The following is a 14,755-nucleotide window of genomic DNA, read 5'->3' as shown; positions in this document are numbered from 1 at the left end:
CACTCCCTCACTCCCTCACTCCCTCACTCCCTCACTCCCTCACTCCCTCATCCCCATCTCCCTCATCGACCCATAAAAGAAGCTGTGGCAAGATTGGAATCAGACTGTACTGCATTAAACTAGGCTAACCAAATGTTGGGAAATACACTTGTTGGACGATACCAAATTATTAGTCATTTGGGAGGAGGGGGATTTGGTGAAACGTTTGTTGCTTGTGATACTCACTTACCTGGCTCACCTCAATGTGTAGTCAAAAAACTCAAGCCTCAAGCTAATGACCCTGATACTTTGCAAACAGCCAGACGCTTATTTGATACAGAAGCTCAAGTTCTGTATCAATTAGGCACTCATGACCGTATTCCTCAACTTCTAGCCTACTTTGAGGAGAACCAAGAATTCTATCTCGTACAGGAATTTATCGAAGGTCATGACCTTAGTCAAGAAATCATACCAGGAAAACCTTTAAGTCAAGACCAAGTTATTTGCCTGTTACAAGAAATTTTACAGATTTTAGAGTTTGTCCATCAGCAAAAGGTCATTCACCGTGATATCAATCCGCGAAATATCATTAGACGCAAGCCGGATGGCAAATTAGTTTTGATTGACTTTGGAGCCGTCAAACAAATCACAACCCAAGTCATTATTCCTAATGGAAAAACAAAATTTACCGTTGCTATCGGGACTCCTGGATACATTCCCAGCGAACAAGCTCAAGGAAATCCAAAATACAGTAGTGATATTTATGCTTTAGGGATACTTGGTATACAAGCACTCACTGGCTTATCTCCTGAGCAACTCGATTTAGATACAGAGACGAGTGAAATTATATGGCAACATACCTCTGTTAGTGAGGATTTTGCTAAAGTTTTAGACAAAATGGTGCGCTATGACTTTCGGGAACGTTATAGTTCTGCAGGGGTTGTCCTACAAACTTTGCATGATTTAAACAAATCTCAATCTCAGACAATGGCATTGAGTTCTCCCTTATTGCAAAATCCTATAAAAAATCCTTTAAAAACAATCAATAAACCTAAAAAAAATATAGTATTAAAGTTTTTAGGTGCCATGAGTTTAATCGGGATAGGTGTAGGTTCATCTATATATATTGTTAATGGTATCAATTCTGCAAATTCCACCGAATTGTATAAGCAAGCCAACACACTATACGAGTTACAACGTTATCAAGATGCTTTATCGAGATATGAAAAAGCGGTCAACATCAGACCAGAATATGCTCAAGCATGGAATGGGCAAGGGAAAAGTCTGTATGAGTTGAAACAATATGAGGAAGCACTTGCGGCTTATGATCAAGCAATTCAATTGGAGCCTGATTATTTGCTAGCTTGGAGTGGGCGTGGTTTTACACTGAATAAGTTGCAAAGATACCAAGAAGCAATTGCGTCCTTTGACAAAGCATTGCAATTACAAAATAACTATCCGGAAGTCTGGAATGGTAAAGGAGAAGCTTTAGCTAAATTAAATGAATATGACCAAGCGCTAAAATCTTATGACAAAGCTATTGAATTGAATAAAGAATATTATGGAGCTTGGTACAATAAAGCATTGTTGCTACAAAATATAAAACGTTACGATGAGGCAATTTCAGCTTATGATAAAGTGCTTGAATTCAAGCAAAATTCTGAAAGAGCTTGGTATAACAAAGGCAATGTCTTCGTGAATTTGCAACGCTACCAAGATGCGCTTGCAGCCTATGACAAAGCGGTACAATACAAGCCAAAATTTTACCAAGCTTGGTTATCCAAAGGTAATGTACTCATTAATTTGCAACGTTATCCAGAAGCTATTGAATCTTTTGAACAAGTCATTAAATACAATCGCAAGAACTATCAAGCGTGGTATGGTCGCGGCTGGTCATTACATCAAATAAAACGCTATGAAGAAGCAGTTACATCCTATAATCGGGCAATTGAATTGAATCGTAAAAACTATCAAGTATGGTATAACCGGGGAAATTCACTTTACAATTTAAATAAATACCAAGAAGCAATTTCATCCTACAATAAATCAGTTAATTACGAACCTAAACATTACGAAGCTTGGTATAGTAGAGGCAATGCTCTGTTTAATGTAAAACGTTATTCAGAAGCTATTGCCTCATACGATAAAGCAATTAAAATAAAGCCAGATTATCAACAAGCAATAAACGCCCGTAATCAAGCACAACAACAGTTAGTTCCGAGTCCCGAGTCCACAGTCATCAGTCCATAAGTTAAGTTTGTTAACTGTTGACTGTTGACTATCGAATATTTACCTCTTGTAATAGGTTCCCTAAATCAAAAGATTTTATATTCGTAGCAGAACTGTTGCTGATAAATGGTTGATTCATGTTTACAGAAGCAGGTGCTTTTGATGAAGCTATTTTTTCACCTTCAACTTGCACAATGCGCTGTTTCTGAGAATATTCTATCAGTTTAGCTTGAGCTGTAGCAGATACAGGAGTATCTTTGGGAACTTGTTGGAGAAACTTGACAGCAGCGTCAAAGTCACCCTCTGCTGCTTTGTTGTAAGCTTTTTGTAACAAGTAAGCAGCTCTAACTTGCTTTTTATGATTGTACTCAGCTAACTTTTGTTGAACGATTGTCCCTGCAGAACTTTCTTCGGGAATTTGACTGAGATAATCTAATGCGCCACTGAAATCTTTTAATGATGCTTTTTCATAAGCCTGGGCTAATAAATCTTTGCTTTGTGCTTCAAGATTTGCTTGTGCTTGTTGAACTAATTTATCTGTTTGTGATTGCCAATGCAAAATATCAGGAACTTGAGATCCTGCACGCACTACATCAGCCCAACGACGCTCATTGAAAGCTTGTTGGGCTGCGTTGTATTGTTGGGCTGCAATATCCCATTGCTTTTGCCATTCGTCAATGCTAGCTTGCGCGTCAGGATAAATATTACTGTTCGAGGGGATTGATTTAGCTAGAGCAATTGCTCCGTCCAAATCCCCACCTTGATATTCTTCAGTTGCTTTATATAGTTTTTCTGTTTCTGAATAAACTGGAGTGTTATGTATTATGGAGTAAACTCCAAATCCCATCACCAATGAATTAGCCGCCAACCCCACCTTCATTCCTGTCAACAGTGGAGAGGCATTTGAAGATGGCGATTGTCTGCGCTTGACATTTAGTTGATCTTCTGGGTGATTTTTTTCATATTCTTCTGAAAAAATGGTGTAATCAACATCTATGATGTACGATGGTGAACCTTCCAACGGCATTTGCTCAAGCGATCGCAATACTTCACCTGCTGATTTGAAACGTTCTTTGTAGTCGTAGCGAATCATTTGGCTGATCACAGCAGCTAGATAATCGCTGACTGGCGTGTTTTGAAAACGCCACATAATCTCATTTGTTTGAGGATCTACTTTCAATTGAAGCGGTGTCAGCCCTGTTAAAGCCTGAATCGCAATCATGCCTAAAGCATAAATATCACTGTTAGGTTGTGTTTGACCAACAAATTGCTCTGGTGGTATGTAACCTAGCGAAGTGACAGGAATTTGATCTAAAGGCACTAGCACATCGACGATTTCAAAGTCAATTGGCTGAATTGAACCAAAATCAATCAGAACTAACTTGCCATTATAAGCGCGTCTGATCAAATTTTCCGGCTTGACGTCGCAGTGAATCACACCTTCAGAGTGAACAAAGTCTAAAATCGATAGAACATCTTGTAAAAATTGAATAACTTCACTTTCACTCCATACATAACCCAAATTGGGATCGATTGGTAGTTCCGCAGTGAGTGCATGTCCTTCCACAAACTCTTGTACTAAATAAAAGCGTTCATGTTCTTCAAAGCAGGATAAAAGTTCGGGAATTTGCTCATGGTGTCCCAAGTGCTTCAGTGTTTCGGTTTCTGTAAGAAAACGTAACCTAAGGGTTTGTAAGTAGCTTGGTTGGAAACTGGTAACCTTGAGCTGTTTAACAACGCATTTAGGATTCTCTGGATTCTCAATGTCTACAGCAACGTATGTTTCGCCAAATACTCCCGCTCCCAGGGTTTGGACGACTTGGTAACGTCCTTGTAATATTTTACCGATCATGTGGTTCGTCATTAGCTGGTTACTTAGTCACTGCTTATATAGGTTTTCTAACATTGCCCCATGTTTCCGGAATTCCTGATTAAATTAAATGAAAACAGCACAGAATAAAGCGCTAAGTTCTTAAATAAGAGTCTGTTTTTTATAGTTGTTATTACGGATAAGGTGATTTTAATACGTACGTAAAAGTACAAAAATTGTCAAGAAAGTATGAAGTATGTAATATTGCCACTGCTGTCAAATATGGCAGTTTGCAACCCGGAGTAAGGTACACCAAAGAAATAATGAACCACTCATGGGACACTCGTGGAACATAGATAAATAATTATTTTATTCAAATCAGAAGCGCTATATTCGCGATATTGCTAACCTGGTCTCTGTGCCAGTTAGTGTATCTTAGCTCTTCAGTATTTCTACTGTGAAAATTTATTATCAGGTTGCTTTTCCTCTTCGTGAGGTTTACTCTGTTAAATTGGTGACCTGATTGTTTACCTAAAGATATGGCGGTTTGCGATTGGGTAAGGTACACCAAAGAAATAATGAACCACAGATGGACGAGGCAGTGCGTTGCGGGGGTTCCCCCCGTTGAAGCAACTGCCGTACAGATGGACACAGATAAATAATTACTTCATTCAATTGAGTTGCGCTATATTTCACGGGGACTGGGGACTAGTACCGCAAGGCGGAAGTCAAAAGTCAAAAGTCAAAAGTATTATGGAATGAGGTTTTTAGGGATTTTAAATGGTTGCCCTATTTACGCCGCGTTGTACTAGGGGTTAGGGACTGGGGACCCTTGAGGAATTGAGGACGGAGATTGTACTGAGCCCTATTCCAGTAATTGGAACTTTTTAATTAGGATTTGGGACTCCAAGCCAATCCCCAATCCAAGGGTCCCCAATCCCCTAGTCCCTAGCCTTTTCATTTTCTTCTTCGAGCACCTCAGAATCTTGCAAAGGCTTCACTACCCGTGCGATCGCTTCTTGTATAAACTTCTTAATAAACTCATCGCGGCGATTGAGTTGAAACTGTCGCTGCACAACTTCCGTCATTCCCCCGTCACCCCAATCTTGGTCATGACGAAAATATTCAATAAAACTTTTCCCAGCAATCCGCGTCAAATAAGCCGCTGTCACGCCTTGAATTGCCCGCCCAACAATAAAAGTCGCAACATTCAGCTGCAAGGCGGTAGTCAGTAACTGTATAGCTCCCTTAACAATACCTAAACTAGCTAGAGTTTTCCCTAAAGACAGCGCTAATTCCTTTCCACGTTCCAAATTCAATTCACAGCCGTAAACTCTGCCAATTTCCACTACCATTTGAGCATTGACACCGGCTGTTGCTAACATATCCACCACTGGTAGAGGCGTCACCGAAACCACGCCAGCAACAATCCACTGAAATCGCTCTACAATCTTATCAGCTTGACGCCGACGCTGAGCATCGATAAGTTTGCGCGCTTCCTCTCCCAGTCGTACAGATTGCAGGAGAATATTATCTGCCACCAAATCTTCACCTTCCGCCCGTAAAATAGCCGCCATTCGCCGGAGTAAGGGGAGAATTTCCGGTTCAGGCTGGAAAATTTCGCTATTTTCCAGGTGTACGGGTTGGGGATTCGCGGCGATCGCCACCACATCACTCGGTGCGATCAATCCCCGCACTCGCTGACGCAACCTCGCCAAAATCGCTTCTTTGTCCTCGTCTGTATACAAATCAGTTTTATTAAGGACAAGCAGAGACCGTTTTCCAATTTCTGCCAATGCTCGTAACGGCTCAAATTCTGACTGTCGGATATCATTATCCACCACAAACAACAGTAAATTTGCTTCCGTCGCCAGTTCTCGCGCCAGTTGTTCCCTCTCAGTTCCCGCCACCCCTGCTTCTAAAATTCCTGGCGTATCCGTAAATAAAATTTTGCGCTCTAATCCCTTCAACCTTAGACAATAAGTTTGCCCCACCTGAGTTGTTCCCATTGGTGCATCTACCTTGCCAACCATGCGCCCCATCACTGCATTCACCAGAGAACTTTTGCCAGCACTTCCAGTGCCAAACACCACAACTTGAATTTCGCCACCAGCTAAATTCGTCTCAATCTCCCGCGACTTACTCAATAAAGCTTGGCGTGCAACTTCATCTTGAATTTGCGCCACCTGTTGCCTGACAGCATCTAAAGTAGAAGACGCAGCCTCAGACTTGGCAGCAGGGACTTGTACGCTTGGGCGTTGTCTGCGTTGGCGCTGACGATTCTCGCCTCGCCCAATCACGAACACGTAGTAGACAAACGTGGCAATTAAAGCTGCTATAAGGAGAATGAACAACAGCAGTAGCAGATTACCCAGCAACGGCGCTGAGTAGGAGAATTGCCAGTAAAGCCGACTTAGAGAATCAATCAGCCACAGGCTGAGTCCCAGAATGACGATGAGACCAACAATCAGCGTGACTATGCGCGACACAGGCATGGTTGGCACAAACTAAAGGATACGTACCCAGATGCTTTCCATCTTAATAGTTTCAATGTTTTTCACCAGGGTATTGACAAAGTCATTTTGCGTTTAGGAGAGCGCTTATTCTTATGATTAGACCACACATCTGCGGCTGGGCATTGCCCATAAAGCTTATGTAATGGACATTTGAGATATTGTGCGGCAATGCCCACCTTACAGAAAAGCGAAGAGCTAATTATGTATCAAATTTAGCGTAACTTACTTTCAGATAGATTCCTGCTTTTTGAAAAAAACCCGCGAAAAGTTTAACAGCAAATTCCCCATGACTTTGGTAGATAAATTTAACTTATTTTGACTAAGAGTGTTGTTACAGCAGATTTCCTAGAAAAAGCTTATCTTTTACTAAATACTCAGAAACAAGTAGTAGTTAGTATGTCAAAATTTGGTTTAGTTAGCATGAGTCAACAAGGAGAAAAAGCTCATGGGACTTTTTGACCAAATTATCAATGCAATTGACAATTCCAATCAGCAAGGGAATGCCGGGCAATTGGGTAATATTGTCAATACCGTGCAGCAAGTGAGTAATAGCACTGGTACAGACCCCTCAACAATGCAATCTGCTTTGGGGATTGTGGGTAACTATGTGCGTTCTGCTTTACAAGAAAAGCAAGCTACAGAAGGTAACCAAGCAGCGCAAAATGTGGTAAATCAATTTGGCGGTACTTCGCCTAATCCTCAAGCGGTTAACTCACTTTTCGCTCCTTTTTTACAACAGCAGTTGGCTCAGACTGTTGCCCAGCGCACAGGGTTAAATGCAGGTATGGTTCAACAATTACTCCCGATTTTGGTTCCTGTGGTGCTGAATCTGTTGAAATCTGGTTCAAATTCTCAAAATCCTCAAGCAGGAGGAAATCCTGTGTTGAATTCTTTTCTCGATTCTGATCGCGATGGCGATGTTGATATTATGGACGCCATACAGCTGGCTAGTCGGTATTTGGGACGGTAAAATTTTGAATTTTGAACCACAGATAAACGCAGATAATTTTCCAGAATATCCGCCTTAATCCAATACAGTTCAGTTACTGGTGTTCAATTACGGAAGATCCCCCAACCCCCGATGCATTAGGGGGCTTAATTCCCTCCTTTTTAAGGAGGGTTAGGGAGGATCAACTCTTATCACCAAGCGTATTGCGCGTTAATCAGCGGTTGCAATTCTAGATTTGGGATTGAATTTCAAATCCCAAATTTATTTTTATTGATTTTTTACCGGAAAGACGGCGAGAAAGCCCGCCCCAACGAGCGGGTGGGATGATTTCTCGTTCCCCGTCTTAGTCCGGCGTCATTGGTCAATAGTCATTAGTATAATTAAGCACGAACAATCATGAAAAACTACTAATGACTAAGAACTAATGACGCCGGACTTCGATTTCCCCCCGGCTTTTTGTAAAAAATGAGCGATCGCGTTGTTTTTACAGCCGGGGGATGAGTTAAATTTCACTTTTTCACTAGGATATATGCTGTCGCATATTCAGGCAATTGCCTGATATGCTGGTCAAAATCTTTTCGATTCTGAAAAACCCCTGCCAAAAAGTCGAGTTGATGAAGATTGGGTAAAAATGCTCCGCCTGTATCTGAGAGGACTCCGAGTTGCAGTTGTTTGCGTCCACCTTTAGTATACTCAAGAACAATCACTCTACCCAAACCAATATTTTGGACATCTCCAGCAAAAGTCACTCCTGGTTTGATAGAAATTTTTGCATCTATCTTATATCCATAACCTTTGATAGCATCAACCTCTCTAAAATACCAATAGCGCTTTTGTGCTGTTGCTTTGACTCCTCTAAGGTAAGGCATTTCATTGTTTCTATCTACATTAAAAAGTCCTTTAGAGCCATCAGTAAAATTAATCAGTATTGTTCCCTCCATCAACGCTTCTTCTAAGCCCTCTCGAGTTAGATAAGCAAGTGGTTCAACCTTACCAAATTCTTTTCCACCTGGCTCATAAATGCCTGACAAAACATCCTGCTTTGTATATTTCGTGTAGAATTTGCTGCCACTATTGTCTTTTAAGCTATAAATTGGTGTATTGAAAGTAGATGTTTTTTTATGAGAACCTGGATGAGTAAAAACAGCATACTTTGTAATTCGCAATTGTTTTTGATTGGGAGTTTGAGAGTTATATGCAGACCATTTAATCACACGGAAATGGGTGTTGATAAAATTAGGATCTTGTAAACGAGTCGCTCGATTATTGGCAATATCTTCCTGTAAGACAGAAATCATGAAATCCAAGGTTTTGAGAATGTCTTGTACATTAACTCCTTGAGCGCCAAGTAATCCCGTACGTAGAACAGTTGGGTCTTCGGAAGCGTAGTCTTGGTAATATTTTCTAGTATTGGAGAGAACACTTAATAAGTCTGCTTGATTGAAATTTACCTTCGTAGTAGGCAGTTTTCCTGAAGTCAGAACCTGACCGCTCTGAACACTAAATTTATACTTTTGCAACTCATCAATGACTTGATAATATGTTGAGGCTGACCCTGACTTTTGCCCAGAGGAACGAGTGTTTTGTTTGTCTTGACTTTCATATGATGTTTGCTGAAAACTAAAAGCATTCTCTTGACCTGAGGCTAGAAAAGTCTGCTGTTGAGGTAGGGTGGAATATTCCTGCTGAGTTTTGGATAAATTCTGTGTAGCTGGATGTTTAGTTTTTGACTGACCATATAAATAGCTAGTGCCTAAACCGACAAATAATAAAGCAGCAAAACTGACTGTGAGGCGGAGTTTTTGACCAAATCGGAGACTCATAAGCTGGAGAATGAATTTCTACTGGTAAATAATACAAGACTTACGCCGACAAACAAGGTGGAATTCTCTCCAAATGCATAAGTTGATTTCAGTGGCACCTATTAACAATTAGGCCGCTCATTGCCGGCACTCAAGGTAACTCTCTACCCCCTTAGCTTTAGGTTAAGGGGTTTTTATTTGGCAATAGTAGCAAAGGTGGGCGGCGCTTCATATACGGAATCTTGCCTTGTGGCTGGCTTTTGCAAGGCTGAGTTCGCATTTCATCTACCGCTGTCGCCAATCTAGCTTGAGACCAACCCACCAAAAGGTCAACAGGGAAAATCCTACTAAAGCAGTCAAATCGACTACCAATTGACCAGTTATTGGTTCAAGCAAGGTTTGTCGAAGAGTAGATGCAGCGTAGGTTGCAGGGCTTAAGCGTCCTATGTATAGCAGAATATCGGGTAAACGGTTGACAAAAATCTCATTTTGATCAAAGTAAGCCAGGCTGCATAACTTGTCAAATGTCACTGTATTCATATTCAGATGGTTGTTGGAGCAAGGCTATGCGAATCTACTGGAAGCCGATTATTTGTGAGGTGATATTAGAAATTCTACTAGAGGTAGCCCCAGGCAGCTATGGTATGATGGCGACTATTAGCGAGTATTTGGTGGAATCGACTTGGGAAGCTAGCAGAGCTTCAATTCAACTGGTCTTAGGGATGAATTCCCAACCAGCTTTCCAGTAATGTCTCTAAAAGGGCTAAGTGCCATCTACTCCTCAAAATACTTACGTTACAAGACTTGCAGATAAATTTTGTTTTCCCCCAAAATGAGCTAGTGGCTACAAAAGTTTTTACAATCTTGGATCTACAGGTTCGCTCTCCATCGCCAAAATACCAAAAACGCACTCATGCACACGACGCAGAGGAGCATGGACAACAAATCGCTCCAACGCTTCAACACCCAAGGCAAATTCTCGCATAGCCAAAGACCGCTTGAGTGATAACCCGCGTTGGCGCAGACGTTGCAAGTTCTCAGGCGTTGAGTATTCTGGACCATAGATAATTCGCAGATATTCCCGTCCGCGACACTTAACAGCAGGTTGGACAATACCACGATCGCCTTTAACAATAAACTGCATCGGCTTAACAACCATACCTTCACCCCCTGCTGTGGTCAGTTCTTCCCACCAGTGAACCGCTTCTGCTAAACTGCTGGGGTCAGTCAAATCTATCACCTTGTATGTCGTTGCTAGCAGTAGCTCAGGGTCACACTGAGCAATTTTCGCTGCTTGCTCCATGTGCCAGCGATGGTCTTTATCTGTGTGGATGGTTCCCTCTGTTGCCAAAATGTGGAAAGGAGCAAGTTTGAGGTCGGATATATCATTCACTGACCAGCAATAGCGACGGTAAGCACTGACGTACTGCTGTGTCATTTCTGCACGTTGTTGAAATTGACTCAGTTGGGCGCTCACCTCAACACCGCGCTGCTGTGCTTGCTGCAACACACTTACAGCATCCCCAAGAGCAAGGCGTGACGATACCCCAACAGCTGCATATTGTTTCCGCAGCAACCCCTGTGCCTTGGCTGACCAGGGCATGAGTTCGCAGTCCAAGCAAACCCAATCGGTATTGAATGTTTCCCAAAAGCCACTTTGGGACAGGGCAGCATTGACTCGCGCCAAAAATTCTGCTTCTAAGTTTGGATTGTCAAAAAAGCGCCTTCCCGTGCGGGTGTAGCAGATACCAATCCCCTCGTTTCCCACGCCAAACCGTTTCATGGCTACTATTTCATCTCGGCACACAATGACGACTGCCCGTGAGCCCATGTGCTTTTCTTCGCACACAACTTCAGTGATTCCTTGGTTTTGGTAGTAGGCAAAGGCTTGTGTTGGATGTTCCAGATATCCTGTTTCTTGAGATGTCTCCACAGGCGACATCGTGGGTGGCAAGTAAATCAACCATTTGGGGTTAGCAGCAAAACGGCTCATCACCTCTAGGGCGGCGATCGCATTTTCTTCCCGTATCTTAATGTTGGGCGAAAGTCGGGTGCTGATGATGCGCTTACCAAGTACATCTTCAATATGAAGCACATCATCTAACTGCTGCTGTAGACTTGTAGAGATGTTGTCTGGAATTTCTCTACCCAACCCTTTAATAGGTCTAGCAGGTTCGCAGTAAGTACGGGCAGCAGGAACGCTCACGAGTTCCTTCTCTGGATAACGCAGCGCAGTCAATTTGCCGCCAAAAACACAGCCCGTATCAATATCAATTGTGTTATTGAGCCATTCGGCTTCTAAAACAGGGGTGTGTCCGTAGACAACCATCGCCTCACCCCGGTACTCCGCCGCCCAGTTGTAACGAACGGGTAAGCCAAACTCATCAATTTCTCCGGTAGTTTCGCCATACAAAGCAAACTCCCGCACAGCACCAGACCCCCGTCCCTGCATTTCCTGCTTTAACCCCGCATGAGCAACGACAAGCCGCCCTGCGTCGAGAACGTAGTGACTCACGAGGGATTCGAGAAACTCATACAGTTCTTTAGTAAAGGGTTTGCGTATATCCTCTGGTAACGCTTCAATTTCTGCCAAGGTTTGCTCTAACCCATGATTGACCTTGACATTTTTACCTCGTAATTTACGCAACAGCTTGTTTTCATGATTACCAGGAACGCAAATAGCTGTACCTACTGCAACCATGTTTCGCACAAGCTTAACTGTATCTAGGATACGTGGTCCCCTGTCTAGCAAATCACCAAGAAAAACAGCCTTGCGTCCCTTGGGGTGGTAGTAGGTGGGGAAGTGGAGGGATGAGGGGGATGAGGGAGATGAGGGGGATGAGGGGGATGAGGGGGAAAAAGAGGTTACTTCGGCAACTTCGGCTACTTTTCTTGTCTCCGTGTCTTTCTGGTAGCCTAATTTCTGTAGTAATGCTTCGAGTTCGTCGCAGCAGCCGTGAATGTCGCCAATGATGTCAAAGGGACCGTGTTCGTACTTACGGTTGTTCCACAGAGGTTGACGCTCAATTTCGACGGCTTCAATTTCCTCTTGGGAATTGAGGACGTAGACGTAGCGGAAGCCTTCTCTTTCCAAGCCTCGCAGGGAACGCCGCAAACACTGAGTGTGACGGCGCACAACATGAGGACCAAACTGGCGATCGCTTCTTTGCTGGTTGCGTTGGTGACACAGTTCTTCTGGTAAGTTGAGGGCGATCGCCACGGGAAAACAATGATACTGCCGTGCTAATGCCACGAATCCTTTACGGTCTTCTGGTTGGACGTTGGTAGCATCAATCACCGTCATTTTACCTGCTGCCAGTCGCTTTGCGGCAATATAGTGCAGCACATCAAAGGCATCATGGGAAGCAGATTGATTGTTTTCATCATCAGATACCAATCCGCGACAAAAGTCTGAGGATAAAACCTCAAAGGGCTGAAAGTGCTTGCGGGCAAAGGTCGATTTGCCAGAACCCGAAGCACCAATAAGCACAACCAGGGAAAGTTCGGGAATATTTAATTTCATAATTTTGCGGTCGAGTTCGTCAAATTTCACGGCTAAACACCCCCATCTGCGTCGGAGAACCAACCTCTGCATCTTCCAGCCCTACAGCTTGAAACTGCACTGTGTAGCCGAAGCGTTCCGCAACTTGCTTTGCCCAAGTCTGGAATTCTTGGCGCGTCCATTCAAAGCGGTGGTCTTTATGTCGCAGTTTTCCAGCAGGCAAGTTCTCAAATTTAACGTTGTATTCTATGTTGGGTGTAGTCACCACTACCGTTTTCGGTTGGGCAAACTCAAACAACACCCGCTCAAAAGCAGCAAGGCGTGGTAAGTCGAGATGCTCTATCACCTCAATCACCGTAGCAGCATCGTATCCTGTGAAACGTTTATCCTGGTAAGTGAGTGCGCCGTGAATCAGTTGTAGGCGATTCGATTGATTGCTAGGTAAGTGCAGGCGGTCTAATCGCTCTTGTGCTACCTCTAGCGCCCGATAGGAAACGTCAACACCTGTAATTTGCTCAAAAAAGCTGTCTTTTAGCAGCATACGCAACAAAGTCCCCTGACCGCAACCTAAATCAATAACTCGTCTTGCACCATTTTCTTTCAAAGCAGCATCTACAGCATTTAACCGTTGCTGATTTAGGCTAATAGGCTTTTCTACAGCTGCTTCTTCTTCTGCATGGCTTTCTTCAGCACTGTCTGGATCAAGTTCGTCTTCTTCTGCAAGTTGTGCTAAAGCAGCGCGAGTTAGGCGGTGCTGTCGTTTCAAGTAACGACGGGTAATTGCTTCCCGCGCTGGATGCGCCCTTAACCAACCCTCACCATGACGCAGTAGCTTTTCTACTTCGTCATCGTCTACCCAATAGTGTTTATCGTCATCCAATACGGGAATTAATACGTACAGATGAGTCAGTAAATCCGCAAGGGGTAGGGTATGCTGCAATTCCACGGTGTAATACTTGCTTTGTCCCCAGTCAGGAAATTTCTCATCTAGAATGTGATTTTGGGCAGTTACAGTGTAGCCCAACGGCTCAAAGAGCTGCCGCAGGAATCCTTCGCCACCTCGACAAGGCAATACACTCAATTTCGCAACTAAGGGTATCGGAGTTTGTGTCAATTCTGGTTTGTCTTTGCAGCGACCTGCAAGTGCTGTACTGAAAACTTGGGCGATCGCCACACTTAAAAATGAAGAAGCGACGTAAGGGCGATCGTTCACATATTGTTCCAGATTTGCACTCCGTCCACGCACCAACTTCACTGGGTCAATATCCAAAAGCAGCGCCGCAGTACATCGTTGCTCACTAGCTTCTGGATAGAAGACGTGCGCTTGTCCAAAAGAAAGAGCAAAAGATTGGCAGCGATCCGGGTGTTTATGCAGTAAGTACCCTAAATCCGTTGCTGGGTAAGATGTGGTCGTAATCAGCAGTAGCATTCACTTGTGCAGAGGTTCACTTTGGCGAGGATAATTATGACTACTGCTCAATGCCAAATGATTACGGAAAAATTTCATGTCTTTTAGGCGTTAATATTATTACTTTGCTTTATAAATTGTTACAAAAGGGCTTTGAATTGAGCTTGCTCAATATTTGCCGCTGGCATTGATGATGAACTACCCTATTTTCCTGTTTTTCATTTCATTGATTGTATATGGAATTGAAACACTCTAGATCATTAGGGAGCATCTTGTGAGCATCGAAACTGATCGCGGTAGCGGCAGGTTTTTTCCTTGAAGATTTCCGTTAATCTTGAACCTACGCACTAAAATTTTTGTTAAGACTGGGAGTGAGGAGTCAAGTGTGGAAGTGTAGTGAGGATTGCGGCATTTTCCCTACACCCGTACGGGCGCAAACGATTACACTTTTAGCACGCCAGTCGATTCAACGGAAGGGCATCCGTCCTTGCAGGTTTCCTCCGTTGTAGACATTCGTAGACGCGTAGCTGCTTCACTGGGGATAACAACTGCCCATTAGG

The 14,755-nt window shown here is 43.2% G+C and carries 9 protein-coding genes; 3 read left to right on the top strand and 6 right to left on the bottom strand.

From position 1 onward, the window contains the following. Window positions 1-132 precede the first annotated feature (132 nt). Entirely contained in the window at window positions 133-2,229 is a 2,097-nt protein-coding gene (locus ACM0OZ_RS37960) for a tetratricopeptide repeat protein (RefSeq protein ID WP_414588009.1), read from the top strand. Between the two features lie 28 nt (window positions 2,230-2,257). Here the strand turns inward: ACM0OZ_RS37960 and ACM0OZ_RS37955 are convergent, their stop codons facing one another. Continuing rightward, window positions 2,258-4,072, bottom strand: coding sequence for a protein kinase domain-containing protein (locus ACM0OZ_RS37955; RefSeq protein WP_414588008.1), 1,815 nt, complete (start codon window positions 4,070-4,072; stop codon window positions 2,258-2,260). A gap of 887 nt (window positions 4,073-4,959) precedes the next feature. Further along, window positions 4,960-6,513, bottom strand: coding sequence for a YcjF family protein (locus ACM0OZ_RS37950; protein ID WP_414588007.1), 1,554 nt, complete (start codon window positions 6,511-6,513; stop codon window positions 4,960-4,962). A 466-nt stretch (window positions 6,514-6,979) separates the two neighbouring features. Here ACM0OZ_RS37950 and ACM0OZ_RS37945 point away from each other — a divergent pair, with 466 nt between their 5' ends. Then, window positions 6,980-7,504, top strand: a complete 525-nt coding sequence (locus ACM0OZ_RS37945) for a DUF937 domain-containing protein (RefSeq protein ID WP_414588006.1) — start codon at window positions 6,980-6,982, stop codon at window positions 7,502-7,504. A 488-nt stretch (window positions 7,505-7,992) separates the two neighbouring features. Here the strand turns inward: ACM0OZ_RS37945 and ACM0OZ_RS37940 are convergent, their stop codons facing one another. Continuing rightward, window positions 7,993-9,306, bottom strand: coding sequence for a hypothetical protein (locus ACM0OZ_RS37940; RefSeq protein WP_414588005.1), 1,314 nt, complete (start codon window positions 9,304-9,306; stop codon window positions 7,993-7,995). 264 nt (window positions 9,307-9,570) lie between these two features. Continuing rightward, complete coding sequence (locus ACM0OZ_RS37935; RefSeq protein WP_414588004.1) at window positions 9,571-9,825, bottom strand: hypothetical protein; 255 nt, start codon at window positions 9,823-9,825, stop codon at window positions 9,571-9,573. A gap of 26 nt (window positions 9,826-9,851) precedes the next feature. Between ACM0OZ_RS37935 and ACM0OZ_RS37930 the strand changes: the two genes are divergently transcribed. Beyond that, complete coding sequence (locus ACM0OZ_RS37930) at window positions 9,852-10,034, top strand: hypothetical protein (protein WP_073630404.1); 183 nt, start codon at window positions 9,852-9,854, stop codon at window positions 10,032-10,034. A gap of 107 nt (window positions 10,035-10,141) precedes the next feature. On the opposite strand, the gene ACM0OZ_RS37925 is transcribed toward ACM0OZ_RS37930, so the two are convergent. Both ACM0OZ_RS37925 and ACM0OZ_RS37920 read right to left on the bottom strand, forming a co-directional pair. Then, window positions 10,142-12,808, bottom strand: coding sequence for a polynucleotide kinase-phosphatase (locus ACM0OZ_RS37925; protein WP_414588010.1), 2,667 nt, complete (start codon window positions 12,806-12,808; stop codon window positions 10,142-10,144). A 19-nt stretch (window positions 12,809-12,827) separates the two neighbouring features. Further along, the gene (locus tag ACM0OZ_RS37920) at window positions 12,828-14,216 is read right to left on the bottom strand and encodes a 3' terminal RNA ribose 2'-O-methyltransferase Hen1 (protein ID WP_414588003.1); all 1,389 of its coding nucleotides are present in this window, start codon (window positions 14,214-14,216) and stop codon (window positions 12,828-12,830) included. Window positions 14,217-14,755: the final 539 nt, after the last annotated feature.

Origin of the sequence: Scytonema sp. PCC 10023 (assembly GCF_963920835.1) — a bacterium.
In the GTDB taxonomy this organism is placed as follows: Bacteria; Cyanobacteriota; Cyanobacteriia; order Cyanobacteriales; family Nostocaceae; genus Kalymmatonema.
Note: the sequence above shows the minus strand (reverse complement) of the source record. Positions and strands in the feature narration are given on the sequence as shown.

Excerpts from the sequence above, each read along its gene's own strand:
- ACM0OZ_RS37960 (WP_414588009.1), top strand. The coding sequence starts at position 133 with ATGTTGGGAAATACACTTGTTGGACGATACCAAATTATTAGTCATTTG.
- ACM0OZ_RS37955 (WP_414588008.1), bottom strand. The coding sequence starts at position 4,072 with ATGACGAACCACATGATCGGTAAAATATTACAAGGACGTTACCAAGTC.
- ACM0OZ_RS37950 (WP_414588007.1), bottom strand. The coding sequence starts at position 6,513 with ATGCCTGTGTCGCGCATAGTCACGCTGATTGTTGGTCTCATCGTCATT.
- ACM0OZ_RS37945 (WP_414588006.1), top strand. The coding sequence starts at position 6,980 with ATGGGACTTTTTGACCAAATTATCAATGCAATTGACAATTCCAATCAG.
- ACM0OZ_RS37940 (WP_414588005.1), bottom strand. The coding sequence starts at position 9,306 with ATGAGTCTCCGATTTGGTCAAAAACTCCGCCTCACAGTCAGTTTTGCT.
- ACM0OZ_RS37935 (WP_414588004.1), bottom strand. The coding sequence starts at position 9,825 with ATGAATACAGTGACATTTGACAAGTTATGCAGCCTGGCTTACTTTGAT.
- ACM0OZ_RS37930 (WP_073630404.1), top strand. The coding sequence starts at position 9,852 with ATGCGAATCTACTGGAAGCCGATTATTTGTGAGGTGATATTAGAAATT.
- ACM0OZ_RS37925 (WP_414588010.1), bottom strand. The coding sequence starts at position 12,808 with ATGAAATTAAATATTCCCGAACTTTCCCTGGTTGTGCTTATTGGTGCT.
- ACM0OZ_RS37920 (WP_414588003.1), bottom strand. The coding sequence starts at position 14,216 with ATGCTACTGCTGATTACGACCACATCTTACCCAGCAACGGATTTAGGG.